The 25,606-nt window shown below is 72.8% G+C and carries 27 protein-coding genes; 18 read left to right on the top strand and 9 right to left on the bottom strand.

Features of this window, described 5'->3' with window-relative positions; genetic code table 11:
- Positions 1 to 39: 39 nt before the first annotated feature.
- A complete protein-coding gene (locus tag QRY02_RS04345) occupies positions 40 to 516 on the bottom strand; it encodes a hypothetical protein (RefSeq protein WP_285990189.1) in 477 nt (158 codons plus the stop codon).
- Between the two features lie 135 nt (positions 517 to 651).
- Here QRY02_RS04345 and QRY02_RS04340 point away from each other — a divergent pair, with 135 nt between their 5' ends.
- Both QRY02_RS04340 and QRY02_RS04335 read left to right on the top strand, forming a co-directional pair.
- Complete coding sequence (locus tag QRY02_RS04340) at positions 652 to 1,833, top strand: sensor histidine kinase (protein ID WP_285990188.1); 1,182 nt, start codon at positions 652 to 654, stop codon at positions 1,831 to 1,833.
- Between the two features lie 16 nt (positions 1,834 to 1,849).
- Complete coding sequence (locus QRY02_RS04335) at positions 1,850 to 2,500, top strand: response regulator (RefSeq protein WP_285990187.1); 651 nt, start codon at positions 1,850 to 1,852, stop codon at positions 2,498 to 2,500.
- On the opposite strand, the gene QRY02_RS04330 is transcribed toward QRY02_RS04335, so the two are convergent.
- Positions 2,381 to 2,947, bottom strand: coding sequence for an RDD family protein (locus QRY02_RS04330; protein WP_285990186.1), 567 nt, complete (start codon positions 2,945 to 2,947; stop codon positions 2,381 to 2,383). The genes QRY02_RS04335 and QRY02_RS04330 overlap by 120 nt on opposite strands.
- Positions 2,948 to 3,104: 157 nt before the next feature.
- On the opposite strand from QRY02_RS04330, the gene QRY02_RS04325 reads away from it, so the two are divergent.
- From QRY02_RS04325 to QRY02_RS04315, 3 genes are all read left to right on the top strand, one after another.
- Positions 3,105 to 4,787 (top strand): alpha/beta fold hydrolase, encoded by a 1,683-nt coding sequence (locus tag QRY02_RS04325; protein WP_285990185.1) that lies wholly within the window; start codon positions 3,105 to 3,107, stop codon positions 4,785 to 4,787.
- Between the two features lie 96 nt (positions 4,788 to 4,883).
- On the top strand, positions 4,884 to 5,033 hold the full coding sequence (locus QRY02_RS04320; RefSeq protein ID WP_285990184.1) for a hypothetical protein: 150 nt from the start codon (positions 4,884 to 4,886) through the stop codon (positions 5,031 to 5,033).
- Positions 5,034 to 5,124: 91 nt separating this feature from the next.
- Entirely contained in the window at positions 5,125 to 6,330 is a 1,206-nt protein-coding gene (locus tag QRY02_RS04315) for a hypothetical protein (RefSeq protein WP_285990183.1), read from the top strand.
- Between the two features lie 10 nt (positions 6,331 to 6,340).
- Here the strand turns inward: QRY02_RS04315 and QRY02_RS04310 are convergent, their stop codons facing one another.
- Positions 6,341 to 6,514, bottom strand: a complete 174-nt coding sequence (locus tag QRY02_RS04310; protein ID WP_285990182.1) for a hypothetical protein — start codon at positions 6,512 to 6,514, stop codon at positions 6,341 to 6,343.
- Between the two features lie 184 nt (positions 6,515 to 6,698).
- Here QRY02_RS04310 and QRY02_RS04305 point away from each other — a divergent pair, with 184 nt between their 5' ends.
- The 3 genes from QRY02_RS04305 to QRY02_RS04295 are packed head-to-tail and all read left to right on the top strand — an operon-like array spanning position 6,699 to position 10,675.
- Positions 6,699 to 7,577 carry an ABC transporter ATP-binding protein gene (locus QRY02_RS04305; RefSeq protein ID WP_387044060.1) on the top strand — a complete coding sequence of 293 codons (879 nt, stop codon included), beginning with the start codon at positions 6,699 to 6,701 and terminating at the stop codon, positions 7,575 to 7,577.
- Positions 7,578 to 7,610: 33 nt separating this feature from the next.
- On the top strand, positions 7,611 to 8,588 hold the full coding sequence (locus QRY02_RS04300) for an ABC transporter substrate-binding protein (RefSeq protein ID WP_285990181.1): 978 nt from the start codon (positions 7,611 to 7,613) through the stop codon (positions 8,586 to 8,588).
- Positions 8,589 to 8,590: 2 nt separating this feature from the next.
- Positions 8,591 to 10,675 carry an iron ABC transporter permease gene (locus QRY02_RS04295; RefSeq protein ID WP_285990180.1) on the top strand — a complete coding sequence of 695 codons (2,085 nt, stop codon included), beginning with the start codon at positions 8,591 to 8,593 and terminating at the stop codon, positions 10,673 to 10,675.
- Positions 10,676 to 10,683: 8 nt separating this feature from the next.
- Here QRY02_RS04295 and QRY02_RS04290 read toward each other — a convergent pair whose 3' ends face one another.
- Positions 10,684 to 11,172, bottom strand: a complete 489-nt coding sequence (locus QRY02_RS04290) for a MarR family winged helix-turn-helix transcriptional regulator (RefSeq protein WP_285990179.1) — start codon at positions 11,170 to 11,172, stop codon at positions 10,684 to 10,686.
- A gap of 64 nt (positions 11,173 to 11,236) precedes the next feature.
- On the opposite strand from QRY02_RS04290, the gene QRY02_RS04285 reads away from it, so the two are divergent.
- Complete coding sequence (locus QRY02_RS04285) at positions 11,237 to 11,659, top strand: DUF6069 family protein (RefSeq protein WP_285990178.1); 423 nt, start codon at positions 11,237 to 11,239, stop codon at positions 11,657 to 11,659.
- Here the strand turns inward: QRY02_RS04285 and QRY02_RS04280 are convergent.
- Both QRY02_RS04280 and QRY02_RS04275 read right to left on the bottom strand, forming a co-directional pair.
- Positions 11,656 to 12,471 (bottom strand): hypothetical protein, encoded by an 816-nt coding sequence (locus QRY02_RS04280; RefSeq protein ID WP_285990177.1) that lies wholly within the window; start codon positions 12,469 to 12,471, stop codon positions 11,656 to 11,658. The two genes, QRY02_RS04285 and QRY02_RS04280, sit on opposite strands and share 4 nt — an antisense overlap.
- Before the next feature lie 158 nt (positions 12,472 to 12,629).
- Entirely contained in the window at positions 12,630 to 13,223 is a 594-nt protein-coding gene (locus tag QRY02_RS04275; RefSeq protein ID WP_285990176.1) for a TetR/AcrR family transcriptional regulator, read from the bottom strand.
- An 80-nt stretch (positions 13,224 to 13,303) separates the two neighbouring features.
- Between QRY02_RS04275 and QRY02_RS04270 the strand changes: the two genes are divergently transcribed.
- Positions 13,304 to 14,512, top strand: a complete 1,209-nt coding sequence (locus QRY02_RS04270) for an alpha/beta fold hydrolase (RefSeq protein ID WP_285990175.1) — start codon at positions 13,304 to 13,306, stop codon at positions 14,510 to 14,512.
- 13 nt (positions 14,513 to 14,525) lie between these two features.
- On the opposite strand, the gene QRY02_RS04265 is transcribed toward QRY02_RS04270, so the two are convergent.
- Positions 14,526 to 15,473, bottom strand: a complete 948-nt coding sequence (locus tag QRY02_RS04265) for an SDR family NAD(P)-dependent oxidoreductase (protein WP_285990174.1) — start codon at positions 15,471 to 15,473, stop codon at positions 14,526 to 14,528.
- 102 nt (positions 15,474 to 15,575) lie between these two features.
- Between QRY02_RS04265 and QRY02_RS04260 the strand changes: the two genes are divergently transcribed.
- Entirely contained in the window at positions 15,576 to 16,421 is an 846-nt protein-coding gene (locus tag QRY02_RS04260) for a helix-turn-helix transcriptional regulator (RefSeq protein WP_502874184.1), read from the top strand.
- A gap of 109 nt (positions 16,422 to 16,530) precedes the next feature.
- On the opposite strand, the gene QRY02_RS04255 is transcribed toward QRY02_RS04260, so the two are convergent.
- Positions 16,531 to 17,496: an Lrp/AsnC family transcriptional regulator gene (locus tag QRY02_RS04255; protein ID WP_285990172.1), complete on the bottom strand. Its 966-nt coding sequence runs from the start codon at positions 17,494 to 17,496 to the stop codon at positions 16,531 to 16,533.
- Between the two features lie 115 nt (positions 17,497 to 17,611).
- On the opposite strand from QRY02_RS04255, the gene QRY02_RS04250 reads away from it, so the two are divergent.
- The 4 genes from QRY02_RS04250 to QRY02_RS04230 all read left to right on the top strand — a co-directional run bounded on the left by QRY02_RS04250 (position 17,612) and on the right by QRY02_RS04230 (position 21,430).
- The gene (locus QRY02_RS04250; RefSeq protein ID WP_285990171.1) at positions 17,612 to 19,051 is read left to right on the top strand and encodes an FAD-dependent monooxygenase; all 1,440 of its coding nucleotides are present in this window, start codon (positions 17,612 to 17,614) and stop codon (positions 19,049 to 19,051) included.
- Between the two features lie 199 nt (positions 19,052 to 19,250).
- Positions 19,251 to 20,399 (top strand): hypothetical protein, encoded by a 1,149-nt coding sequence (locus QRY02_RS04245; protein ID WP_285990170.1) that lies wholly within the window; start codon positions 19,251 to 19,253, stop codon positions 20,397 to 20,399.
- A 390-nt stretch (positions 20,400 to 20,789) separates the two neighbouring features.
- Positions 20,790 to 20,993: an SRPBCC family protein gene (locus QRY02_RS04235; protein ID WP_285990169.1), complete on the top strand. Its 204-nt coding sequence runs from the start codon at positions 20,790 to 20,792 to the stop codon at positions 20,991 to 20,993.
- Positions 20,990 to 21,430, top strand: a complete 441-nt coding sequence (locus tag QRY02_RS04230; protein WP_285990168.1) for a YybH family protein — start codon at positions 20,990 to 20,992, stop codon at positions 21,428 to 21,430. The genes QRY02_RS04235 and QRY02_RS04230 overlap by 4 nt, the downstream gene beginning before the upstream one ends.
- A 35-nt stretch (positions 21,431 to 21,465) precedes the next feature.
- Here QRY02_RS04230 and QRY02_RS04225 read toward each other — a convergent pair whose 3' ends face one another.
- Positions 21,466 to 22,062, bottom strand: a complete 597-nt coding sequence (locus QRY02_RS04225) for a TetR/AcrR family transcriptional regulator (RefSeq protein ID WP_285990167.1) — start codon at positions 22,060 to 22,062, stop codon at positions 21,466 to 21,468.
- A gap of 87 nt (positions 22,063 to 22,149) precedes the next feature.
- Between QRY02_RS04225 and QRY02_RS04220 the strand changes: the two genes are divergently transcribed.
- The 3 genes from QRY02_RS04220 to QRY02_RS04210 are packed head-to-tail and all read left to right on the top strand — an operon-like array spanning position 22,150 to position 25,515.
- The gene (locus QRY02_RS04220; protein WP_285990166.1) at positions 22,150 to 23,376 is read left to right on the top strand and encodes a metal-dependent hydrolase family protein; all 1,227 of its coding nucleotides are present in this window, start codon (positions 22,150 to 22,152) and stop codon (positions 23,374 to 23,376) included.
- A complete protein-coding gene (locus QRY02_RS04215) occupies positions 23,373 to 24,227 on the top strand; it encodes an alpha/beta hydrolase (RefSeq protein ID WP_285990165.1) in 855 nt (284 codons plus the stop codon). Before QRY02_RS04220 ends, QRY02_RS04215 begins: the two co-directional genes overlap by 4 nt.
- A complete protein-coding gene (locus QRY02_RS04210; protein ID WP_285990164.1) occupies positions 24,217 to 25,515 on the top strand; it encodes an NAD(P)/FAD-dependent oxidoreductase in 1,299 nt (432 codons plus the stop codon). The genes QRY02_RS04215 and QRY02_RS04210 overlap by 11 nt, the downstream gene beginning before the upstream one ends.
- Positions 25,516 to 25,606: the final 91 nt, after the last annotated feature.

Below are 25,606 nucleotides of genomic sequence, written 5' to 3'. Positions count from 1 at the left end.
CGGACCCCGCGAAGAAATCGACAGCTGTTGGGCGGAAAATCACCGTCCGCGATTCGCGTCCCGGTTCACCACCCGCAGGACGAGCCACTGGTCGAACCACGCCCCGGCGGTGGTCACGACGAGCATCACCAGCCCGATGACCAGGTGCGCGTAGCTGTGCAGCGGCGCGGCTTCGCCGGTCAGCTTCGCGAGTCCGAACTGCAGCAGCAGCCGCAGCGTGAACAGGACGGCCACGAGCGCGAGCGCCTGCTTGCTCCGCCACACCGCCCGCAGGTACCGCCGACGGCGGGACAACAGGGTGAACCACAGTGTCAGGTGCACCGCCACGAGCACCAGCGGCAGCAGCGCGACCCAGCCGTACCGGTCGCTGAACTGCCGGCTGAGGTCGTTGCTCGCCACCAGCAGCCCGACGAGCACGAAGTACCAGCCCGGCAGGCCCTCGATCACGCCTTCGGCGGGCCGCGTGCCGGTGGTGCCGGCCTCCCGCATCGGAACCCCTTCGCTTCGATCGTCCATCGGCCCGAGTCTTCCGCGGAACGCCGGGCCCGCGATCGGCCGCCGGTAGGAGATGCGCGCCGCCGTCTCGTACCCCGGTACGAGTTCCGCCCGGTGCGTGGGGCGCGCGGACGCGTGGTGCGGCACCATCGGCAGATGACCTTCGCCGGCCACCCGCGGATCCCGTGGACCGGCCGCCGTGGCCCGCTCGTGGCCGAGGCGGTCGTCCTCGGGGCACTGGTCGTGCTCGACACGGTCGTCGCCGCCCGGGCCGGTCCGGGCCGGGGTCAGCTCGCCACCATCGCCATCGAGTTCGCGCCGGGCGTCGGCCCGGTCGTGGCGCTGCTGGCCGTGCTGCGCCGCCGGTTCCCCGGCCACATCGCCGGCCTGGCCGCCGCCGTGTCCGGGTTGTCACTGCTGGGCACGGCCGTCGCCGCCGCGCTCGCCACGGCGGGCGCCCGGCTGCCGCCGCAGCCCGGTTCGGCCGAAGCGCTCGCGCTGGCGCTGATGGTCGGTGCGTGCTGCCACCGGCTGTCCCCGAGGGCGGCCACCGCGCAGGCGGTCCTCGGTGGCTGCGCGGCGACCCTCGCCCCGATCCTGCGCTACGGCGCCGAAACGCCGTCCGCGCTCTACGCCGCCGGCGCCGCGGTGGTCTGGGGCGGCGCGCTGGCCGGCGGCCTGGTCCTGCGCGACGCCGACGTCCGCCACCGGGTGGAGGTGCTCGAACTCCGCACCACCGAGCGGCTGCGGCTGGCCCGGGAACTGCACGACCTCGTCGCTCACCAGATCGGCGGCATCGTCGTGCGCGTCCAGGCCGCGCACCGCGTCGCCGAGCGGACCGGCGGCGACACCGCGACGTTCGCCGAGCTGGAAACCGCGGGCGCGGCGGCCCTGTCCGCGATGCGCCGGCTGGTCGGGGCGCTGCGGACCGGCGACGAAGACCTCTTCGTCCCGCCGGCCGACCTCGCCACCGCCGTGGACCGCGCGGTCCCCGACGACGACCGCATCCACCTGGACGTCGGCCCCGGCCTCGCCGGGCTCGCGGTCGCGCCGGAAGTCGTCACCACCGCGCACCGGCTGCTCACCGAGGCGCTCACCAACGTCCGCCGGCACGCGCCCGAAGCCGCCGACGTCCGGGTGCTCGTGCGCCACGAGCCGCCCGGGGAGCTGCTGGTCGAGGTGGTCAACGACGGTGCCGGCCGGCCCGCCCGCCGGGGTGGCTACGGCCTGCTGGGGATGGCGGAGCGGGTGGCGGCGGTGGGCGGTACCGTGCAGGCGGGTCCGGCGGAGGGTCGGCGCTGGCGCGTGGCCGCGCGGCTGCCGCTCCGGCCGGGCTGAGCCGAGGGGAGACCGGGTGCCGGTGCGCGTGCTGATCGCCGACGACCAGGCGCTGGTTCGCGCGGGGTTCCGGCTGATCCTCGACGGCGAGCCGGACATCGAGGTCGTCGGCGAAGCCGCGGACGGCGATCAGGCGGTGCGGCTGGCCCGGCGGCTGCGCCCGGACGTGACGCTGATGGACATCCGGATGCCCGGGGTGGACGGGCTGCGGGCGACGGAACTGCTGGCCGGCCCGGACGTCCCGGAGCCCCTGCACGTCGTGATGGTGACGACCTTCGGGCTCGACGAGAACGTGCACGCGGCGCTGCGGGCCGGTGCCTGCGGTTTCCTGCTCAAGGACGCCGGGCCGAACCTGCTCGTCGAGGCCGTGCACGCGGCCGCCCACGGCGAGGCGCTGGTCTCCCCCGCGATCACCACGCGGCTGCTGGCGCACTACGCGCGCCGCGCCCCCCGGCGCGTCACCCCGCCGGAAAACCCGCTCACCCCGCGCGAGCTCGACGTCGTGAAGGCCGTGGCGCGCGGCGAGACGAACGACGAGATCTGCCGCTCACTCGTGGTGTCGATGCCCACGGTCAAGACCCACATCGGCGCGGCCAAGCGCAAGCTGGGCGCCCGCAACCGCACCGAAATCGCCATCTGGGCCTGGGAAAGCGGCCTGGTGCGCTGACCGCGGGACGCGCACGACAACCGTGCGCGCCACGACGTCGCCGAACCGCTGCCGCCGCCGGGTCACCAGCATCACCACGATCCCGGCCAGCCCCCACGCGAAGCCGTCGACCACCATCAGCAGCTCGCGGACGAAGAACGCGCCGAACGACGGGTGCGTGCCCTCGAGCGTCTCGATCCGCAGGCGCAGCCACCGCATCGCCGGCGTCTGGCCGCCGTGCCGGTAGGGCCACCACGCGTGGACGAACCACAGGCCCACCAGGTCCAGCGCCAGCATCGTGTAGAGGACGACCTTCAGGAACGTCAGCAGGGCCGGGCCGTGCGGGTGGAACAGCCAGACCACCGCGATCGCGAGCAGCAGCATCGGCCCGAAGACGAGCAGTTCGTCCAGCAGGAACTGCACGAGGCGGCGCCCGACGACGCCCACCCCCGGGCGGGAACCGGTCATGCCCCCATGATCTCCGCCGCGGCCGCCGGGCGCACACCGGGTGCGTCTCATACCCCGGGCCGAGGCGGACGCGGCGAGTTCGTCCTCCGGGCTGATCACCGGCGGACGCCACCCGGCCAGGCTCGGGCGCACCCCACCCGCCGACGGAAGGATCCCGGTGCGTCTCTCCCGGACAGGACTGGCGGCCGCGACGGCCGCCCTCTTCGCCGCCTCCGTGCCCGCCGCGGCCGCCGACCCGCTCACCCCGTACACCACGCAGCAGCTGAGCTGGGGCGACTGCCCGTTCAAGCCGGCCGCGGACGAGAAACCCGCGCAGTGCGCCCGGGTCACGGTCCCGCGGGACTGGGCCGACCCGGGCGCCGGCTCGGAGGTCGAGGTGTCGATCAGCCGGGTCGCCGCGACCGGCGAGCGGCGCGGCGCCCTCCTGCTCAACCCCGGCGGTCCCGGTGGCCAGGGCACCCCGCTCGCGGGCGCGCTCGCCGCACTCCAGCCGACGGTGAACGAGCTCTACGACTTCGTCGGCATGGATCCGCGCGGCACCGGCCACGCGGGCACCGACGACAAGGGCTTCCAGTGCCAGGTGCCGTCCGGCCGGCTGCCGGCCGGACCGCTCGACGCCCGCGACCGCTCCGCCGCGAGCATCGCGGCCCACCAGCAGGTTCCCCGTGCCGTCGCCGAGGCGTGCCAGAGCGACGCGCTGGCGCCCTTCGTCACCACCTGGCAGACCGCGCACGACATGGACCTGATCCGCACCCTGCTCGGCGACGAGAAGCTCAACTACCTCGGCTACTCCTACGGAACGTGGCTCGGCGCCAAGTACGCGTCGCTGTTCCCGGAGCACACCGGCAAGACCGTGCTCGACTCCAGCGTCGACTTCGAAGGCAGGCTGCAGGCCGACTTCGAAGCGTTCCCCGTCATCGACCAGCGGCAGTTCGACGACGTCTACCTGCCGTGGCTCGCGCGGAACTTCCCCGCGCAGCTGGGCGGAACGGCCGCCGAGGTCAAGGCGAAGTGGGAGCGCGTGCGCGCGTACTACGGCACGCACGGCCTCGCCCCCGACACCTACGACGGCGTCTTCGTCGGCAACGGCAGCCCGCTCCGGTGGGTGCTCGGCGCGCTGATCTTCCTCCTGGGCGCGCAAGCGCTCGACGGGACCACGCCCCCGGACCCGGCGACCCTCTCCGGTGACCTCGACGCGGTGTCCCGGACGACGTTCGGCGTCCCGGCGGCCGAGCTGACCACGGACCGGGTGGTGGCCGCGGAGCTCGCCCCGGACTACACGCAGGCGCCCGGCACCCGCTTCGCCGTGGCGTGCGGTGACCAGCCCACCCGCCCGGCGGCCTGGTACAAGCGGCTCAGCGACCGGCAAGGCCCGCGGTACCCGCTGTTCGGCTGGGCGTACGGCCTGGGGGAAACGTGCGGCTTCTGGTCCGACAAGCCGCGGCAGGAACTCCCGGACGTGCCCGCCGAAGCGGCGGCGAACATCCTGGTCGTGCAGGGCGAATTCGACCCGCAGACCGGCTACGAGCAGGCGACGTCGGGAGCCCGCTCGGCCGGCGTGCCCCTGGTGTCGGTGGACGACTCGCCGTTCCACGGCCAGTACGCCTTGGCGGGCAACCCGTGCGTGGACGGTCTGGTGAACGTGTTCCTCGTCAAGAACTCCCGGCCGCGCGCGACGACCTGCCCGGGGGTGCCCCTCCCGGGCGAGGACCGGGTGTACCCGGTCGCCGGTCCGGTACGCAGCTCGGCCCTGTCCGTCCAAACCGGACAATCCCCCGCGGTGGCGGCGTTGCGCACGCGGGTTCAGGACGAGGTCAGCGCGGTGAACCGGCTGCGGTGACCGGGGGCCCGTCCGATCGGTGAAGGCGGACGCCGGCCGCGCGGAGCTCGGCTTCGAAAGCCGGGCCGGCCGCGCGACCGGCGTCGGTTCTCCGCCGTGGTGGGCGATCAGCGCGTACCGGGCGACGAGCTGCGGGTCTTCGAGGGCCTGTGCGAAGTCGGCGAGGTAGTCGTCGACCCGCCGGGGACCAGCGCCCTGGCCTTCCCTGGTGGCCGCGACTTCGTCCGCGGAGAAGCCCCGGCGTAGCTCCAGCCCGTCCCCGGCCGGACCGCCCGGGCCGGCGCCCCCGGCCGCGCGCTAGCATCCCGGCGGCGACCGCGCCGACCGGGAGGCGAAGATGGCGGACGAACGCGGCGTCGAAGCCGTCGAGCAGTGGTTCCGGCGGCGGGGGCTGCCCGCCGTGGTGCGGGGCCGGCCCGCCCACCTCCTCGTCCGCATCGCGCCGGCCGTCGTGTTCATCGCGGGCTGGCGGGTGCTGACCGCCGTGCTGTCCGCAGTGGACGGTGAAACGGACGCGGACTTCGACCGGCTGATGGAGAACGACCTCTTCGCACTGGGCTACAGCGGCCTGCTGCTGAGCCTGGTCGTCGTCCCCGGCCTCGGTTCCTGGCTCACCGCGCGGTGGGTGCGGCGCAAGCTGGTCGAGCGCGGCGGGACCGTGCCCGCGGCCGTCATGGCGGCCGTGTTCGTGGTCGTCGTGCCCGCGGTCGACCAGGTCGTCGACGGCGACGCGGTGGTGCTCGGCCTCATCACGCAGCTGGCGATCCTGGCCGGGCTGTTCGCGGCCGCGTTCGTCGGGGTCGGCTCGATCGTCGGCTGGGCGCTGCGGGCCGCGTACCGCCAGGCCCGGCTGCTCGGGGAGCTGACCAGCCGGGCGCTGCCGCTCCTGCTGCTGTTCACCGTCTTCGGGTTCTTCACCACCGAGATCTGGCAGGTCGGCGCCGCCCTGCCGCGGCAGCGGATGTGGCTGGTCGCCGGGCTGCTGGCCGTGGTCGCCGTGGTCTTCCTGCTCGCGATGCTCAAGGACGAGGTCACCCGGCTGACCCAGTCGCGCACCGCCCCGGTCGGCCTCGACAAGCTGCGCGAAACCCCGCTGGCCGCCTTCCTGACGGACGAGGTCCCCGCCGAACGGCTGCCGCTCACGAAGCTGGAACGGGCGAACATGGTCCTCGTCCTGGTCCTGACCCAGGTGCTGCAGACGTTCGTCCTCGCCACGCTGGTGTTCGTCTTCTTCGTGGTGTTCGGGATCGTCGCGGTGCAGCACGCGGTGATCAGGGCGTGGATCGGCCGCGACCCCGCCGGCGGCACGCTGTTCGGCATCCAGCTGCCGGTACCGCAGGAGCTGCTGCAGGTCTCCCTGTTCATCGCCGCGTTCTCCGGCCTGTACTTCGCCGCGGCGACGGTGACCGACGCCAAGTACCGCAACGCCTTCTTCGACCCGCTCGCCGACCACCTGGCGGTGAGCCTCGTGGCCAGGGACCTCTACCTCGGCCGGCTCCTCGGTGTTCCGCCGCACGCCGCGGAACACCGAGCGGAACACTGAGGAAACCCGGCTACTCCGGGGCCCGGAAGCGGTACTGCCCGGATCCGACGACCACGACGGCCGCTTTCTTGCCCGCGTCGTACGTGACGCTCAGAACGCCGCCGGCCCACTGGAGGGGCTTGCCCGACTCGGTGACGACGGCCAGCAGGCTCCGGCTCCGTGGTGCCGTGCGAGGGGCTTTCATGCGGCGCTGCCTTCCGGCCACGTCAACTCCCGAGGAATTGAAACAATTCAATCGAGGGCAACTCCGATGGGAGTAGGTGACCGCGATCACGGACGTCAACAGTCTCGTCGGGAGCGGCAGTCCGAATTGTGCCGGTCGCCACGTTGTAGTTAGGTAAGCCTGACCTTATTGTCCTCGTGTGTCCCTGCCCCACCTCGCCGATACCGGTGTGCACGCCCGGAAGGTCGACGTCGCCTACGGCCACGACGTCGTCGTGCGTGCCGCGTCCGTCTCCCTCGACGCGGGGACCGTGACCGCGCTGATCGGCCCGAACGGGAGCGGGAAGTCGACCCTGCTGCGGGCGCTCGCCCGGCTGCACCCGCCGGTCGCCGGCTCGGTCACCTTCGCCGACGGAGCCGATCTGCGCGCTCTGTCCGGAAAGGACGTTGCCAAGCGGATCACCCTGCTCTCGCAGCACCGGACCGCGCCGGGCGGGGTGTGCGTCCGGGAGCTGGTCGAGTTCGGCAGGCACCCGCACCGGTCCCGGTGGGGCGGCCGCGACCCCGACGGCCCCGCTGCCGTCGCGCGGGCGATGGAGCTGACCGGCCTGTCCGCCCTCGCCGACCGGCCCGTGCAGGCCCTGTCCGGCGGGCAGGCGCAGCGGGTGTGGCTCGCCGCCTGCCTGGCCCAGGACACCGGACTGCTGCTGCTCGACGAACCCACGACCTTCCTCGACCTGCGGTACCAGGTCGAGATCCTCGACGTCGTCCGCGACCTCGCCGACCGGCACGGCGTGGGGGTCGGCGTGGTGCTGCACGACCTCGACCAGGCCGCGGCGGTCGCCGACCGGGTGCTGCTGCTCGAAGGCGGCCGGGTCACCGCCGAGGGCTCCCCCGCCGACGTGCTGACCCCGGAAAACCTCACCCGCGCCTACGGCATCCGCGTGGACGTCGTGCCCGACCCGGCCGGCGGGCACATCCACACCCGCGCGGTCGGCCGCTTCAACGACACCGCGGCGAGCCGCTTCAACAACACCGCGGCGAGCCGCTTCAACGACACCGGAGCGCGCACCGCGTCGGCCTGACCGGTGCGCCGTCATCGAAAACCCAGGAGAGACATGCGGATCACCCGGCTGCTCCTCGGCCTGTCCGCGGCCGCCACGTTCTTCGTGGCCGGCTGCGGGACCACCGAGGCGCCCACGAGCAACACCGCCGCCACGAGCGGCGCCGGCCCGGTCACGGTCGTCGACTCGCGCGGCAAGGAGGTGCGGCTGCCCGGCCCGGCCAAGCGCGTCGCGGCGACCGAGTGGAACGCCGTCGAGCACCTCGTTTCACTGGGCGTCATGCCGGTCGGCGTGTCCGACATCAAGGGCTACGGCCAGTGGGTCAGCGCGGAAAAGCTCGACGGCACGCCGAAGGACATCGGCACCCGCGGCGAGCCGAGCCTCGACACGCTCGGCTCGCTGGGGCTCGACCTGGTGGTGGTCACCGACAGCGTGACCGAAGGGGCGCTCGAGCAGATCGAGGCGAAGGTCCCGGTCGTCGTCATCAACGGCGGCAGTGCCCAGGACCCGGTCGCCGGGATGTACGCCGGCTTGGACGTGATCGCGAAGGCCACCGGTACCGAGGCCAAGGCCGCGCAGCTGAAGACGGAGTTCGAGCGGAAGCTCACCGCGGGCCGCGCCGAGGTGGAGAAACGGGGCGCCCTGGGGCAGAAAGTCGCCTTCTCCGACGCCTACGTCACCTCCGGCTCGGTCAGCATCCGGCCCTACACCAAGGGTGCGCTGGTGTCCGCGGTGTTCGGCCGGCTCGGCCTCGAGACCGCCTGGCCGATGGACGGCGACGCGGTCTACGGCCTCGCGCAAGCCGACGTCGAGGGCCTGACCCGGCTGCCCGACGTCCGGTTCTGGTACATCGCCAACAACGCCGACGGCGACCCGTACCAGCAGCAGCTGGCGGGCAACGCGATCTGGACGAGCCTCCCGTTCGTCAAGAGCGGCAAGGTGCACCGCTTCCCGGATTCGCTGTGGATGTTCGGCGGGCCGAAGTCCATGGCGCAGTTCGTCGACGCGGCCGTCGCCGCGCTCGAGAAATAGCGGTGGTCACCCGGACCGGGCCCCGGCCGCCCGTGGTCGCCGTCCGGCGGCGCGGGCGGCTCGCGCTGCTCGGCGGCGGGCTCGCCGCGCTGATCCTGCTGGGTTCGGCCGTGCACCTGACACAGGGCACCGCGAACCCGGACGCGCTGGACGTGCTGCGGCTGGTGTTCGGCGGCGGGACCGGCGACACGGCCGCCGTCGTGGTCGAGTCGCGGTTGCCGCGCTTGCTCGCGGCGCTGGTCGTCGGGGGCGCACTCGGAGTGGCCGGCGCGGTGCTGCAGTCGGTGTCCCGCAACCCCTTGGCGTCGCCGGACACCCTGGCCGTCAACGCCGGAGCGCACCTGGCGGTCGTCGCCGTGGCCGCGTTCGGCGTCTCGCTGCCCGTGCTCGGCGCGACCGGGGTCGCGTTCGCGGGCGGGCTGGCCGCGGCCGTGTTCGTGCTCGCGCTGTCCGGGACGGGCGGCACCGGGATCGTGCGGCTGGTGCTGGCGGGCACCGCGACCGCGCTGGCCCTGGTTTCCGTGACCCAGGTCCTGTTGCTGTTGTACGCCCAGGAAACCCGCGGTCTCTTCGCCTGGGGCGAGGGCTCGCTGGAGCAGAACGGGCCGGCCGGCATCCGCACGCTCGGTCCCGTCGCCGGCGTGGCACTGGCCGCGCTGCTCGCCATGGCCCGGCGGCTCGACCTGATCCACGTCGGCGACGACCACGCCAGGACGCTGGGTGTCCACATCGGACGCCTCCGGTTCGCCGCGATCGCGCTGGCCGTGCTGCTGGCCGCGACGGCGGTGACCCTGGCCGGCCCGATCGGGTTCGTCGGCCTCGCCGCACCGGCGGTGGCCCGGCTGCTCGCGACCGTGGTGCCGGGCCTGCACCGGCACGCCGCGCTGATCCCGTGCTCCGCGGCCCTGGGCGCGGCGCTCCTGCTGGGCGCCGACGTGCTGCTCCGCGCGATCATCGGCCCGCAACGAGCCCTCGAAGTACCGACGGGCGTCGTGACGACGATCCTCGGCGCGCTCTTCCTCGTGGTCCTCGCCCGGACGGCCCGGATCACCTCGGCGGCCGCCGGACCGCCCGCGGCCGGCGCGCGGGGCGGGGTGAGCGCGGCCCGGTACCGCGTCGTCCTGGGCGTGCTGGCGCTCGCGGTGGCCGGCGTCGCCGTGGGCGCGGTACTGCTCGGGGACGCGAAGCTGCTGCTGGGCGACGTCGTCAACTGGGTCACCGGCCAGGCCGGCCCGATCGTCACCGGCGTGCTGGACACCCGTGTCCCCCGCGTGGTGGCCGCGCTGCTGGCGGGCGCGGCGCTCGCGCTGGGCGGCGCGCTCACCCAGGCCGTCGCCCGCAACCCCCTGGCCGAACCGGGAATGATCGGCGTCGTCGGCGGGGCGGGCCTCGGCGCGGTCGCCGTGCTCACGGGCGTGTCCGGCGTCGGGTTCTGGACGCTGACCGGTTCCGCGGGCGCGGGTGCCGCGGTGGCGATGGCCGTGGTCTTCGCCGTGGCCGCCCGGGGCGGGTTCACCAGCGAACGCCTGGTGCTGATCGGCTTCGGCGTGCACGCGGCGTCGCAGGCGCTGGTGACGCTGCTGATCACCCTGTCCGACCCGTGGAACGAGACCAAGGCATTGACCTGGCTCGGCGGTTCGACCTACGGCCGGACCTTCCCGCACCTCGTGCCGATGGCGCTCGCGCTGCTGCTGGTGGCGCCGGTGCTGGTCCGCCTGCGGCGCGAGCTCGACCTGCTCTCGCTCGACGACGAAACGCCACGGGTACTGGGCGTGCCCGTGGCCCGGACGCGGTTGCTGCTGCTGTCGTGCGCCGTCCTGCTGACCGCCGCGGCGGTCGCCGGCATCGGGGTGCTGACGTTCGTCGGGCTGGTCGCCCCGCACGCGGCCCGCGCGATCGTGGGCAGCCGGCACTCGCGCCTGCTGCCCACGGCGGCGTTGCTGGGCGCGATCTTGGTCTGCGCGGCGGATACGGCCGGCCGCACCGTCATCGCCCCGGGCCAGCTCCCGGCCGGGCTGATGACCGCGATCATCGGCGCGCCCTACTTCGTGTGGCTCCTGTACCGCCACCGGACCCGGGCCCGCTGAACCGATTCCTACCGCCGTTTGAGCACTTCCGTGGGCAGCCCGAGGGTCTCGACGATCCGCCCCACGGCGCCGCCGACCCCCACGAAGTCGTCGCCCAGCGGATCCAGCACCAGATGGCGGACCATCGCGACGTGGCCGGGTGCGGAGGCGGCCAGGTGGGCGCGGCCGGCCTCGGTCAAGGTCGCGGTCGTGAACCGGCGGCCCTGGCCGGTGCAGACCTCGCGCGTCACCCAGCCCCGGTCCTCCAGGCGTGCCACCGCGTGCGAAATCCGCGGCAGTGACCCGTTGGCCATCTCCGCGATCTCGCTCATCCGCAGGCTTTCCCCCGGCACCATCGAGAGCCGCGCCAGGATCATGTAGCCCAGCAGCGTCAGGTCGGCGTCCCGCAGCAGCTGGCTCTCCAGCGCGCCCGGCAGCGTGAGCAGGACCTTCACCAGGTTGATCCACGCTCGCTGCTCGTCTTCACCGAGCCGGGGGAACGGTTCCTCGTCACGCACGCCTTGACTTTAACACGCAACCCAAACTACCTTTTGAGTTGCGTGTTAAACCCAAGGAGGAGCGATGCTCACCACCGCCACACCGACCGCCACCACCGCCGTCCGCCTCGGCTTCGCCCTGTTGGCGGCCGCCGCGGCGAACACCGCCATCGCCCTCGGGGCGGTGGCGCTCGACGACGGCGGGATCCGCATGGGCCTGTCCCCCGCGTCCTACCTGCCGGCCACCGTCATCGGGTTGCTGCTGGGCACCGTCGGCTGGTTCGTGCTCGCCCGCAGGGCGCCGAAAGCCCTGCGCGTGGTCGTCCCCGCGGTCCTCGTCCTGACCTGGGTACCGGACCTGCTGCTGCTCACCGCGGGCGCCACCGCCGCCAACGTCATCGGGCTGATGCTCATGCACCTGGTCGTCACCACAGCGGTCGTCACCGCGCTCCGCCCGACCCTGACGCCGGCCACCGGCGCCGTCCAGCCGGTCGGGACGACCGGCTAGCTCGCCGAGAGAACGGTGCGGGAACCCAGCCGGCCCTTTTCCGGCTGCCGAGTGACCTGACCCGCCGCTACGGCGGCGGTCAGCGCGCCGACGGCGTCCTCGGCACGGTAGATCGTCTCGAGCAGCGTGAACCGCTGCAGCTCGGCGACGGTGCGGGAACCCCGGTCCAGTTCCCCCAGCAGCGCCCGCCGCAACGGCAGCAGCTGCGGGGTGAGCGAGATGTCGACCAGCGCGCCTTCGGTGTCACGCGGGTCGCGATACCGGATGCCCGCGAACTCGTCCGCCGCCCACAGCTCGTTCTTGAACGTCGCCAGGTGCCGGCTGTCCGCCGTCGCGAACACCAGCAACCGCGCGGTTCCGTCGTCGGCCACGAGGTCCACGGCCACCACGCACTCGAGGCCCGCCGCGCGCAGCCGGTCCCGGTGATCCGTGCCCGGCTCGGCCGAGAGCAGGATTTCGTGCGCCTTGCCCCGCACCAGTGACGGCGGCCAGGCACCGGACAGGTGCGCCAGCATCGGCCCGGCCACCCGGACGTCCCGGAGGTCGGCGACGGTCCGGACGGCCAGCCCCGCCGGAGCGCCACCCGGCGGGACCGGCCGTCCGACGAGGACCGCCTCCAGGTGGTGATCGTCCAGCCGGTCGGCGAACTCACCGAAGACCCGGAAGGCGTCGGCGGCGAACTCCCCGCACTCGACGTAGGCGGCTCCACGCGGCGACCGCAGCACGGTCGCCGTCCACGCGTCGAGGTACCGCACCAGCACGTCGCGTTCGACGGAAACGTGCGGGTCGGGACGCCGGACGCGCTCGGCCACGCTTCCGGTTGTACCGCACTCCCCCACCGGTCACCAGAAGGACCACCCGGTCGCGGCGACAGGGGCGCGTGCCGGGCCGGTTCAGAGGAACGCGAGGAACGGCAGCCAGGACGGCGACCACACGGTCCACCGTCGACCCATCGGCCCGGTGGTCCCCGCTAGGAAAGGCCGAGTGAGCGGGCGAGGTGCGTGGCCCACCAGCGGAGCTGCGGGCCGCTGGCCGTGGCCGCCCGGCCGGTCAAGCCGGCGCTGCGGCGGAACACCGGACCGTACCGGGACTCGGTGACGAGAGCCTGGTGGAGCGCGGCCACGGCGAGCCTGGTGTCCTCGATGTCCGCCGCGTCGGCGCGCAGTGCGTGCAGCGCGTCGACCACCGGGGCGAGCATCCCCGAGCCCCGGTCCCGCCAGCCGGCGGCGTGCAGCGCCACGGCCAGTTCGCCGTAGCCACCGCGGTAGAACGCGGCCAGGGTGTCGACGAGCTCACCGAGGTCGGCACCGCGGTCGAGCCAGGACCGCAGCACCTCCTCCACCCCGGCGCGGATCTTCCGGCCGCCGTGCCGCAGCAGCGCTTCCAGGAGGTCGTCGCGGCTGCCGAAGTGGTGGCTGATCCCGGCGTCGGTCATGCCGACGCGCGCGGCGACGGCGCGGACGCCGACGGCGGCGACGCCGCCCTCGGCCAGGATTCCCTCGGCGGCGTCCAGGATCAGGCGCCGGGCCTCGGCGGGAGGACGGCGCACACGCGGAGAGGTCACGCCGCCACCATACCTTGACCAGCCAAGGTATGGTGACCTACCGTCTTACCTTGACATCACAAGGTAGAGGGGGCGCTGCCATGACCGAGCCCACGGGCGTCCGGGCGCGGCGCCTCGCCCGGCCGGACGCGGTCCTCGAAGGACAGGAGGCCGGCGCCGGGCCGACCCTCCTGCTGCTGCACGCCGGCGGTGAGCGGCGCGGGGTCTGGACGCCGGTCACCGAGGTCCTCGTCGGGGCCGGGTTCCGGTGCGTGGCCTTCGATCAACGCGGTCACGGTGACAGTGACGGCTCGCCGCGGACGCTCGCGCTCTGCGCGGACGACGTCGCCGCCATGCTCCACGCCGAACCGCCGGGATGTGTGGTCGTCGGCGCCTCGCTGGGCGGGCTCGCCGCGATCGCCGCCCTCGGCGATCCGGCGATCCGGGCCCGGGTGGCGGGTCTCGTGCTGGTGGACGTCGTGCCCGGCCTGGATCCCGGCCGGGTCCGCCGCTTCCTCGCCGCGGGCGGCCTGCTCGACCCGCACGCCGGGCTCGTCGAAGACATCCTGGCCCGGGTTCCCCGGCTGCGAGAGGTCACCGCCCGGCTCGGCCTGCCGGTCTTGCTGGTGCGCGGCGGCGACGGGTCGCCCGTCACCGACGACGACGTCGACGGGTTGCTGCGGCAGGCTCCGCACGCCGCGGTGACCCGCATCCGCGAAGCCGGGCATCTGATCGCCCGGGACCGACCGGTGGCGCTGGCCGAAACCATCGCCGCCGCCACCGCCGAGTGGCCCGCGCTCGCGCTCCTGCGCGAACTCGGCGCGGAGCAGGTCGGCCACCCCGGCGGCCACCTCCTCGACCACCTCCGGCGCGTCCGCGATCAGGTGGCCGCGTGGGGCGGGAGCCGGCGCGCGCGCCTCGCCGCGCTGTGCCACGCCACCTACGGCACCGACGGCTTCCCGCACCCGCTGCTGCCGCCGGATCGCCGGGCCCGCCTGCGCGCGGCCATCGGCGACGACGCCGAGGCCCTCGTCCACCGCTACGGCGTGTGCGACCGGAGCCGGACCTACGCCCACCTCGGCGCGACACCGCTCCCGCTCACGGACCGCTTCACCGGCGAGATCCTCCCCCTGGCCGCCGACGACCTCACCGACTTCGCCGTCCTGACCATCGCCAACGAACTCGACGTGGCCCGCACCGCCCGGCTCACCACCGGAACCCGCAGCGGCATCCGCACGCTCATCACCGCGCTGGGCGCTTACGTCCCCGGCATCAGCAGCCGGGCTCTCGCCGACCCGGCCCTGCGCTGACCGCGCCGTGGGTTCACCTCGGGCTACGCGACGCGGCTGCGCGTTCCAGCAGCTCGGCGGTCGCCTCCCACAGCCGCCGCTCCCGATCGCGGTCGTGGGCGACCGGCCGGACCTCGGTCAGCTTGGTCTTCACCACGAACACGCCGTCACGCAGGTGCGCCCACCGCTCGTCGAGGGCCATCGCGGCCAGCAGCGGCCCCGAGCGCTGCGGCGTGGAGACGCCGGGAATCCGGCCGAGGGCACGGCTCATCGCCTGCAACACCGCGGGGGCGTCGCGGCCCAGCGCCGTGCCCGGCATCCAGCCGGGCTCGAACACCGACACGGTGATGCCCGGGCCGGCCTGGCGCTGCAGCTCGTGGGCGTAGTAGAGGATCGCGAGCTTGGCGTTGGAGTAGGCGACGCCGGAGGCCGCCATGCCCGGGGCCTGCTCGCCGTCGGCCGGGCGGGCCAGTTCGGCGGGGTCGGCCCACTCGGCTGCGGGCACGTGCAGCAGCTTGCGCCAGAAGTTGGCGTGGTAGGTGTTCGAGCCGACCAGCACGACCCTCGCCGGGGCGGTGAACGAGGTGAGCAGGTCGCCGATGAGCTGCGCGTGGGCGAGGTGGTTGACGGCGAAGGTCAGCTCGTAGCCGTCGGCCGAGGCCCGCCGGGTGTCGGGCGACATGGTGCCGGCGTTGGCGACCAGCGCGCGCAGCGGACGGACAGCGCCGGCGGCCATCAGCTCGCGGGCGCCGGCCGCGGCGGCCCGGACGTCGGCCAGGCTCGCCAGGTCGCAGCCGATCTCGTGGACCCGTGCCCCGAGGGCACGAGCTTCGCCGGCGACGGCGGTCAGGTCACGTCCGGCGCGGCCGACGAGCAGCAGGTCGGGGCGTTGCCCGTCCGGGCGGCCGGCCATGGCCAGCACGGCGTGGCGGCCCAGGTTGCGCGTGGGGCCGGTGATGAGGACGGTTCCGGGTTCGGTCATGGCGCCAGCCTGCGAGCACGGCCGGGGCGCAGCCAGTCGTCCGGTTTTCGTAGGACTGCCAGGGCCAGGACAACCGGCGCGGACTGGTCCAGAATGGACTGTGTGGAAGCGTGGGAGTTCGGCCGGACGGTGCGCCGCTGGCGCGACCGGGCGGCGCCCGAGGCCGTCGGCGTGCCGACGGGCCGGCGACGCCGGGCCAGCGGGTTGCGCCGCGAAGAACTGGCCGCGCTCGCCGGCATCTCGGCCGACTACCTGACCCGCCTCGAGCAGGGCCGCGCGACGGCGCCGTCGACGCAGGTCGTGGAGTCGCTGGCCCGCGCGCTGCGCCTGGCCGACACCGAACGCGACCTGCTCTACCGGCTGGCCGGGCACGCCCCGCCCGGCCCGGACGTCGTGCCGTCGCGGGTCACCCCGAGCGTGCAGCGGCTGCTCGACCGGCTCTCGCACACGCCCGTGGTCGTCTACGACGCCACCTGGACGCTCGTGCTGGCCAACGCGCCCTACGACGCGCTCATGGGCGACACGACGTCCTGGCGCGGCTTGGACCGCAACGCCGTCTGGCGCAACGTCACCCGGCTGCCATCGAGGGTCGTGCACTCCCCGCGGGAACAGGCCGAACACGAAGCCCGGCTCGTGGCCGACCTGCGCCTGACGGCGTCGCGCTACCCCGCCGACCGCGCGCTGCGGCGCCTGATCGCCGACCTGGCCGCCGGCAGCCCCCGCTTCGCCGAACTCTGGGACACCGCGGCCCCGCCGCCCCCGCCCGACCCATCCCGGCGCAAGACCATCGACCACCCGGCGGCCGGCCCGATCACCCTCGACTGCGACACCCTGCTCGTCACCGCGGACGACCTGCGCATCACCGTCTACACCGCCGAGCCCGGCACCGAGGACGCCGATCGCCTGGCCCTCGCCGCCGTCCTCGGCACCCAGTCGCTACAGCCCTGAACGCGAAGCGCCGGGTGCCACGCCGGCCGCGGAAGTTTGAGCGCGTGCGGCGCGACACGTCCGGGGTCGAGGCGTACCAGAACCGATCACAGCGGCCCGATGGCGGTCGCTACGTCGGGTGTGCGGCCTGCTTGACGGTCCTGATCACCGGTGCGGTCTCGACGTGGGTGATGGCCGGCAGCATGGCCACCCGGGTGGTCAGGTACCGGTACAACTCCCGCTGACCCGCGCACGCCACGCTCGCGCAGAGGTTCGTCGGCCCGGTCGTGGCGGCGGCGAACGCGATCTCGGGGTGTGCGGCCAGCGCCGCACCGGCCTCTTCCAGGTGAGCGGGGGCGACCGAGAGCCAGAGCAGGGTTCGAGGGCCGACCCCGAACAGGCGCCCGTCGACGTCGATGTCCAGGTACAGCACCCCGCGTTCGCGAAGCTCGGCCATCCGGCGCCGGACCGTCGTCGGCGACCAGCCGGTCACCGCGGCCAGGTGCTCGAACTCGGCCCGGCCGTCGGTGGCCAGCGCGGCGAGGAGCTTGCGGTCGGAGTCGTCGAGCCGCACCGGTCCCGGCCGGTGCGGCACCGGGAGCGGGCGCAGCCGCTCGATCGCCTCCTCGTCCAGCGACCCGAGCTTGGCGACCAGGTTGTCCGGGCCGCCGTAGAACGCGTGCAGCACGGAGTGCGCTGTCACTCCCTCCACGCGCGGGGTGCGCGGGAGCTTGGCCAGCAGCAGCGCCTCGCTGTCGGCCTCGCTCTCGGTGCGGACCGTGCAGGTGATCTCGGTGCCTCCGGAGGTGATGCTCACCCAGGACGTGTCGGGGCGCCGCGCCAGCGCCTCGGCGACCGGGACCGACGCGGCGGGCGCGCAGCGCACCCGCAGGAACCACAGCACCGCGCCCATGGCCGTCGGGTCGACTCCCCCGATCACCCGCACCGCCCCCGCCGAGCGCAACCGCGCGTACCGGCGGGCGATGGTGCGATCCGACACGCCGAGAACCTCGGCGATCGTGCTGAAGGGAGCACGGCCGTTGATCTGCAAGGCGTGCGCGAGCCGGCGATCCAGCTCGTCGTAGTCGGATTCCACCGTCTCGAGCGTAATCGGCGTCGGATACCGGCTCAACCGAGCCGGTATCTGGCGCGACTGGGCGGAGGAGCGCAGCGTTGCCGTCATCCCTCGAGACACCACCAGGAGAGCATCCATGGACACCGATGTGCTCATCGTCGGCGCGGGCCCGACCGGCCTGACACTGGCCAACGAACTGCGGGTGGCGGGCGTGCCGGCCGTGCTGGTCGACAAACTGCCGCGGCGCAGCGCGTTGTCCAAGGCGGGCGGCGTGCAATCCCGCACCCAGGAGGCATTCGACCAGCGCGGCTTGCTGGAACCGTTGCTGGCCACCGGAAACCACCCGATCGGCACCGCGCACTTCGCCGGTATCACGCTCCCGCTCACCCGGGACAGGCACCGCCATCCGTGGCGGTCCGTCCCGCAGGTGGTGATCGAAGGATTCCTCGAACAACACCTTGCCGCACAGGGCATCCACGTGCGACGTGACCACGAACTGACCGGAACGACCCAGGACGGGGACGGGGTCACCGCCACCTTCGCGAGCGGCGGCGTCATCCGCTCGCGGTACCTGGTCGCGGCCGACGGTGGCCGCAGCACGGTGCGGTCGCTGGTGGGCGCCGAGTTCCCCGGCCGGCCGGGCACGGCGACCGTGGTCGCCGCCGACGTGCGGTTGAGCGGCGACGACCAGGCGATGACGCACACCCGAAGCGAGGACGGGCACTGGGCGTCGGTGTTCCCGCTCGGCACCGATCCGCAGGGCAGGCCCCTGCGGCGGCTCTCGCTGGGCGGGCCGGGCCGGTCACTTCCCCGGGAGGTCCCGGTCACCGAGGACGAGATCGGCGAGGGGCTGCGTGCGGTTTTCGGGTCCCGGGTGCAACTGCTCGAACTGTGCTACGCCCGCCGCATCACCAACGCGGCCCGGCAGGCCGCGCGGTACCGGCACGGGCGGGTGTTCCTGGCCGGCGACGCCGCCCACGTCCACCTCCCGATCGGCGCACAGGGCATGAACACCGGGATCCAGGACGCGCTCAACCTCGGGTGGAAACTCGGTGCCGCGGCGCACGGCTGGGCCCCGGAACACCTGCTCGACACCTACCACACCGAACGCCACCCGGCCGCGGCCGCCGTGCTGCGCAACGTCCAGGCGCAGAGCCTGCTGATGGACTGGGAAGGCACCGGCGACCCGGATCTGGCGGCGGCCAAGGACCTGTTCGCGGCCCTGGTGCGACTGCGGGACGTGCAGTACCACCTCGACGACATGCTGTCCGGGATGGGCATCCGCTACCCGATGCCGGGCACCGAGAACCAGCCGCTCGTCGGCCTCCCCGCGCCGGACCTGGACCTCGGCCCGGTCCGGTCGCACGAGCTGCTGCGGCGCGGACGCGGCGTCCTGCTCGATCCGGCCGGCCGGTTCGCCGAGGTCGCCGCCCGCTGGCAGGACCGGGTGCACCGCGCGGGTCAGGGCGCGGACACCGAGCCGATGCTCATCCGGCCGGACGGCTACGTGTGCTGGGCAGGCAACGCGGACGACCTCGAACCCGCGCTCGTCCACTGGTTCGGCGAGCCCCGCTGATCGGCAGCGTCCCCTCGGTCGCGAACCTTCCGACGCGACGGCTCCTAGTACTTTCGGCCGATGTCCGCACCGCCGAAACCCTCCGAAAGACGTGAGCCATTTCGGGGTTCTTGCCCCGGCGCCGGTTCCACCGCCAATCGCCGCCCTACCGTGGCGGCGATTGGTGATCTTGAAACGGACCAGCAGAGGGGAAATCACCTTGCCCAAGCGGACCGGATTCCTCGGCCACACGCTCGCGGCAGCGGGAACCGTGGCGGCACTCGCACTCGCCACGGCCGTTCCCGCCGGCGCGGCCACGCCATCCACCGTCGAGCAGGATGTCGCGCAGTTGTACCAGGACGTCGTCGACCTCTACAACGGCCTGCCCGCCGACGCGCTGCGTGGCGTCGACCGGCTCATCGAGTCGCCCATTCCGCGAATCGGGCCGCGGAGCCGGGCCGCGCAGGGCCCGATTCCGGGCTGCACCGAGGGTTCGCTGCTGACGTACGCGAACAAGCTCGCGTCACAGCTGACCCCGCTCGAGAACAAGGCGCTCGATGCACTGTCCGGGCTCAGCCAGCTCTACGTCCAGGGCGTCACATCCGACAAGAGCCCTCAGGTCTTCGGCACCGACGGCCAATACACCTCGCGCGCCACCGACACGATCGACAAGCTGCGCGGCTTCTGGGACATCGAGAGCTGGAACATCCAGCTCGTCGCCTGGAAAGGCACCGACCTCGGCAGCCAGGCGAAGATGGCGCAGACCTTCAGCCTCGGTCTCGCGCCGGCGAAGGTGAAGAACGCCGCCGCGCTCGCCACCAAGGTGCTCTACGAAGTCCCGGCCCTGCAGGGCGGCCGCAACCCGCTGATCACCCTGAACGCGTTCTCCGCCCCGGCCGGCAGCCTCGGCGGCAAGCGCGTGGCGCTCGGTGACGGCCTGCTCGACACGGTCGGCGTTCTCGGGTTCGGCGACGTCTCGGTGGAGTCCGTGGTCGGACACGAGTACGGCCACCAAGTCGACTTCGCCCACGACAACTACCCGCGCAACGAGTCCTCCGAAATGGGTCCCGACGCCTACGGCGGCTACTTCGTCGCGCACGCCAAGGGCTTCAGCTGGAACGCCCGCACCCAGCAGGAGGTCGCCTACCTCGACGCCTCCATCGGCGACTGCTACCACAGCCACGGCACCCCCGACCAGCGCAAGGCCGCCGGCGCGTGGGGCGAGAAGCAGGCGACGAGCCAGGCCAACCCGAACCGGATCATCCCGTCCGCCACGATGATCGAGAAATTCCAGAAGGTGTACCCGAAGCTGATGCCACCGGTCACCGGCCAGCCGACCGGAGCCGCAGTGGCCGCGGCTCACGGCTGAGCCCTGATTCCTGACGGCGGGCCGTATCCCTGCGGTGAGGGAGACGGCCCGCTGTCGCATGCGAGGCCCATCCGGAGCGGCCTCCGTCAACTTCCGAGGATCTCCGCCACCCTGCTCGCCGAGCTGATCGGCCCCGTCGTCGGCACGGTGACCGTCACCCAGCAGACACTGTCGATCGCCCGCTCACCGGAACAGTCACTGATCGTGTGCACGACCCCCACCGGCTCCCCCTCCGAGGAGGCTCTCGCGCTACTCGGGCAAACGAGCAGCGGCCAGGCGCTTCACGCGGGCAACGTCGGTGCTCCCATGCGGACACTCCGCTAGGCGGGCCGACCTCAAACAGTTAAGTAGTTACTTGACCAATGAGCCTGTCGAGGATAACTTAAGTACATGCTTAACCATGCTGAGCCGCAACGCTCCTACCACGCGACCCCCTGGGCGGACCCCACCGCGAAAGCCCGTTGGCTCGGCGGGGAAACCCACGAACCGGACTTCCGCACCGGCGGCCGCGAGGTCACCACGGGCACCCGGCTGGTCCTCACCGAGCAGGGCACCAGCGCCCGGCCGGACAAGCTCGGCGAGGAGCTGAAGTGACCGCCGGCCCGCGGGCGGTGATCGAGGCCCGCGTCGCGGCGGTGGCGGCAAAGGACCTGGACGCCCTCCTGGCCTGCTACGCCGAGGACGTCACGCTGTTCGACGCAGTCGGCCCCCTCCGCGACACCGGCCGGGACGCGGAACGGGCCCGGCTGCGGGAGTGGTTCGGCGCCTACCGGTCTGCGATCGAGCTGGACATCCGCGACCTGGACGTGGTCACCGACGGCGACGTCGCGTTCGCGTCCTACCTGTTCCACGTCCGCGGGACCATGGTGGACGGAACCGACGTGGCGATGTGGGTACGCTCGACCGCCGGGCTCCGCCGCGACGACCACGGCTGGAAGATCGTCCACGAACACAGTTCGGTGCCGTTCGACAGCGCGACCGGCGAGGCGCTCACCCGGCTGCGGCCCGACTCCGGTACCGCGGCGGGCTGACGCCGATCTCGCGGTGCCGAAAGGCGGCTACCCGCTCAAGGCCCCCCGGGTGTCCGCGGAACGGACCGGCCCTTGCTCATGCGCAGGATCAACGCGACCGCGTCCTCCGAGTGGACTGCCGGAGTCAGCACCTCCTGCAGGAGCAGGCCACGCATCGCGGCGATGGTGACGGTGGCCAAAGTCGACGCTTCCTCGGTGCCGAGCCCTTCGCGTTCCGCGAGCGAGGCCAGCATCTTGGCCAGGTCGTCGAGTGAGTCGATGAACTCGCGAAAGTCCTCGGGGTTGTACGCGGCGAGCCCTACGACGTGGAAGAAGCCGCGGACCCGCGACAGCTGCTCCGGGCGCGTGTAGGCCCGCCAGATCGCCACGACGAGATCGTCGAAGGTGCCTTGCCGGGCGGTCTCGAGCAGCGCCTCGTTGTCACGCGATCGCTGCGCCTCGAGCATGGCCGCCAAGACGCCGGGGAGTGACCCGAAGTGGTACCGCAAGAGGGCGTGGCTGGTCTCGGCCCTGGCGGCGATCTCGCGGAGCGACACCTCCGGCGAGGGAAGGCCCTCCTCGAAGGCGTCGAGAAGCCGGGCCAGGAGACGCTCGCGGGCGTCGCCGTTGCGTTCCGTGCTTGACAGGACCACTCCCACAGTTTATCCATTGGAAAAGAAACTGGCTACGCCGTGTTGCTCCCACATGGTCGCAGTCGGCACCGAGGGAGGGAACGACACGTGGGACTGTCTCAAGTGGTCGGCGCGACGGTCGTCGACGGATCGGGTCGCGACCCGGCCGACGTCGACGTCAGCATCGAAGACGGGCTGATCACCCAGGTCGGTGCCGCCGGCGCACGCGGCGAGCGCCTTGATGCCGAGGGGCTGACGATGACGCCCGGCCTGATCGACGCGCACGTCCACCTGGGCTTGTCGAGCCCGATCCAGCCGCAGTTCTCGTTCCGGATCAGCGCCGCCGAGCTCGCGGCGGACATCTTCGCCGCGGCCGGCGCGACGCTCGACGCGGGCTTCACCACCGTCCGGGACACCGGCGGGGTCGACGGCGGCCTCGTCACCACGATCGCGAAGGGCAAGGTCCGGGGCCCGCGCGTGCTGTCGTGCGGACCGGTTCAGTGCCAGATCGGCGGCCACGGCTACTACGGAGCCGACTGGGAACCCACCGAGCTGTGGAGCAGCCACCACCTGCCCGGCCTGTGCGCCCTGTCCGCGATGTCCGGCAACGCGGACGAGCTGCGGCGCAACGTGCGCGAGGCCTTCCGTCGCGGAGCCACCTTCCTGAAGCTCTGCGTGACCGGCGGAGTGGTCGGCGCGCACGACCGGCTGACCGACACCCAGTTCACCGTCGAGGAAATCGCCGTCGCGGTCCAGGAGGCCGCGGCGCGGGGCACCTACGTGACGGTCCACGCCCACAACAACGACGGCATCCGGAACGCGGTCGAGGCCGGGGCGCGTTGTGTCGAGCACGGCACCGACCTCGATGAACCCACGGCCACCCTGATGGCTGCTCGCGGGGTCGCCCTCGTGCCCACGTTCGCCGTCGTCGAGCAGCTGCTGCACGACACCGCCGGGGCCGGCCTCGACGAATCCACCCGCGATCGGGTGCTGGGTGTTCGTGAGCGGATGACCGAGGCGCTCGCCGTCGCCAAGGAGGCCGGGGTACGGATCGGGCTGGGTTCCGATCTCATCGGCCCGGCGCAGGAGCGCCGAGGCGAAGAGCTGAGGCTGCGCGCGAAGCTCGAAACACCGATGGACGCTCTCGTGGCGGCCACCAAGACCAACGCCGAGATCCTCGGCCTGTCCGGCCAGGTCGGTGTCATCGCTCCCGGCGCGCAGGCGGACCTCGTGTTGTGGAACGGCAACCCGGTCGAAGACCCGGAGCTGTTCGCTGATCCCGCCAATGCCGTCCTCGTCCTCCAGGCCGGCCGAGTTGTGAAGGACCTCCGATGAGCACCATGTGGCAGGGCTGCCTCGCCGACACCGACTACTTCGAGCTGCGTTCCGGCGGCGGGCACGACTACGGCGTCTGGGTCACCACACCACCGGGTTACGACCCCGCCACGACGCAAGCGCCTGCCGTGTACGTGCTCGACGGCAACTGGGCCGTGGGCATGACGGCTCCGCTGATCGTCACCCAAAACGACCCCATGCAGCAGATCCAGCCCTACATCCAGGTCAGCGTCGGCTACGCGGGCGAAGACGCCCAGCACTGGGCACGGCTGCGCAACAGGGACCTCGTGCCACCCGGAGAGCCCATCGCCCGGGAGTTCATCGACGCCGTGGATACGGGAATCCGAAGGGGCGCGATGACCCGCGAGGAAGCCGACGCCTACCTCGCCGAACTGCGCGACACCCAGGCCGACGCGTTCCTGCGCTTCCTCACCGCGGAACTGCACCCGCGGATCGAACGCGACTACGGCACCGCCGCCGGCGGTCACGGCCTCTTCGGCTACTCCTACGGCGGGCTCTTCAGCCTCTACACCTGGCTCACCGGCAGCACGCTCTTCGAGAGCATCGGCGCGGGCAGCCCCGGTGTCGTCGGTGAAGACAGTCAGATCTTCGCGATGCTCGAAGAAATGGGTGACAGCCTGCCGGCCGCCAAGCTTCACGTGACCCTCAACGACCGGGAGCTTCTCGGAGATTTGGCCGTCTACCAGAACCTCACGAAGAACGCCGCCACCGTGCTGCACCGCCTGACCGCCCGCGGGGGTGCCGTCACCAGCGCGGTCCTGCGCGAAACGCACGTGACCGGCCTGCAGGCCTCGTTCCTCAGCTACCTCAGGACCTGCCGTGCCCGGTGAGCGCCCGAGTGCCGATGTGGTCGTGATCGGGGCCGGGGTGATCGGTTCGTCGATCGCCCTCGAGCTGGCGCGGGCGGGGAACCGCGTTGTCGTGCTCGATCGGGCCCCAGGGGCCGGCCAGGGGTCGACCTCGGCATCGAGTGCGATCGTCCGGTTCAACTTCTCCACCACCGCCGGGGTCGCAACGGCGTGGGAGGCGCACTTCGGCTGGCTCGACTGGGCCGGCCACCTCGGGCACGACGTCGGCGACCTCGCGGTGTTCCGCAAGAGCGGGCTGGTCGTGCTGGACGTCGAGGCGGCTCCGCGTACGTCATGGCTCCCGTTGTTCGACGAGATCGGTGTTCCCTACGAGGAATGGGACAGCGCGACCTTGGCCGAGCGCGTTCCCGGCATCGACGTCGGCCGCTATTGGCCGCCGAAGCGGCTCGACGACGAGGAATTCTGGGAGGACGCGAACCACTCGCTCGGTGGCGTGTACACCCCGGACGCCGGTTACGTCTCGGACCCGAGCCTCGCCGCCGTGAACCTCGCCGCCGCGGCCTCGGCGTGCGGGGCGGAGTTCCGCTTCCGCAGCACGGTGACAGCGGTGGAGAAGACCGGCGGGCGCGTGACGTCGGTGCGCCTGTCGGACGGCACCCGGATTCCCTGCGCCGTCGTGGTCAACGCGGCCGGTCCGTGGTCGGGCGCGGTGAACCGGTTGGCCGGCGTGGGTTCCGGCTTCACCGTCGGGGTGCGCCCGATGCGGCAGGAAGTGGCGCACGTGCCGGTTCTGCAGGGCTATGGCGGCCCTGTGGTGGCGGACATGGATCTGGGCACGTACTTCCGCGGGGAAGTCGGCGGGGACCTGCTCGTCGGCGGAACGGAACCGGAGTGCGATCCGATGCAGTGGACCGACGACCCGGACACCGTCGACATCCACCCGACGGCCGCGGTCTTCGAGGCTCAGGTGACGCGGGCCGCGCGACGGTTGCCCGACTTGGCGGTGCCCAACCGGGCGCGCGGCGTGGTGGGCGTGTACGACGTCGCCGACGATTGGACCCCGATCTACGACCGCACCGAACTCGAGGGCTTCTACGTCGCGATCGGAACGAGCGGCAACCAGTTCAAGAACGCGCCGGTGGTGGGGCAGCTGATGACGGAGCTGATCACCCGGGTGGAGAACGGCGTCGACCACGACGCGTCGCCCGTCCGGTTCCGGGCCCCGCGCACCGGCTTGGAGATCGACCTGGGTGCGTTCTCGCGTAAGCGCAACCGAAACACGGCGAACTCGGGCACGGTGATGGGCTGAGCCGGAACTGGGACGAGGCGTCGCACTGCCGGCAGCTCCGGAGACGCGTCCACTGCCAGTCTCAAGTAGCCGATGTGAGTGAGTCCCGGTG

Source organism: Amycolatopsis sp. DG1A-15b, assembly GCF_030285645.1.
GTDB lineage: Bacteria > Actinomycetota > Actinomycetes > Mycobacteriales > Pseudonocardiaceae > Amycolatopsis.
The sequence above is the reverse complement of the archived record's forward strand: the minus strand, read 5'-3'. Positions and strand labels throughout refer to the sequence as shown.

Coding starts and splice junctions, on each gene's coding strand:
- QRY02_RS04250 (WP_285990171.1), top strand. CDS start 17,612: ATGGACACCGATGTGCTCATCGTCGGCGCGGGCCCGACCGGCCTGACA.
- QRY02_RS04270 (WP_285990175.1), top strand. CDS start 13,304: ATGACCGAGCCCACGGGCGTCCGGGCGCGGCGCCTCGCCCGGCCGGAC.
- QRY02_RS04315 (WP_285990183.1), top strand. CDS start 5,125: ATGGCGGACGAACGCGGCGTCGAAGCCGTCGAGCAGTGGTTCCGGCGG.
- QRY02_RS04340 (WP_285990188.1), top strand. CDS start 652: ATGACCTTCGCCGGCCACCCGCGGATCCCGTGGACCGGCCGCCGTGGC.
- QRY02_RS04330 (WP_285990186.1), bottom strand. CDS start 2,947: ATGACCGGTTCCCGCCCGGGGGTGGGCGTCGTCGGGCGCCGCCTCGTG.
- QRY02_RS04285 (WP_285990178.1), top strand. CDS start 11,237: ATGCTCACCACCGCCACACCGACCGCCACCACCGCCGTCCGCCTCGGC.
- QRY02_RS04235 (WP_285990169.1), top strand. CDS start 20,790: ATGCTTAACCATGCTGAGCCGCAACGCTCCTACCACGCGACCCCCTGG.
- QRY02_RS04215 (WP_285990165.1), top strand. CDS start 23,373: ATGAGCACCATGTGGCAGGGCTGCCTCGCCGACACCGACTACTTCGAG.
- QRY02_RS04300 (WP_285990181.1), top strand. CDS start 7,611: ATGCGGATCACCCGGCTGCTCCTCGGCCTGTCCGCGGCCGCCACGTTC.
- QRY02_RS04310 (WP_285990182.1), bottom strand. CDS start 6,514: ATGAAAGCCCCTCGCACGGCACCACGGAGCCGGAGCCTGCTGGCCGTC.
- QRY02_RS04265 (WP_285990174.1), bottom strand. CDS start 15,473: ATGACCGAACCCGGAACCGTCCTCATCACCGGCCCCACGCGCAACCTG.
- QRY02_RS04345 (WP_285990189.1), bottom strand. CDS start 516: ATGGACGATCGAAGCGAAGGGGTTCCGATGCGGGAGGCCGGCACCACC.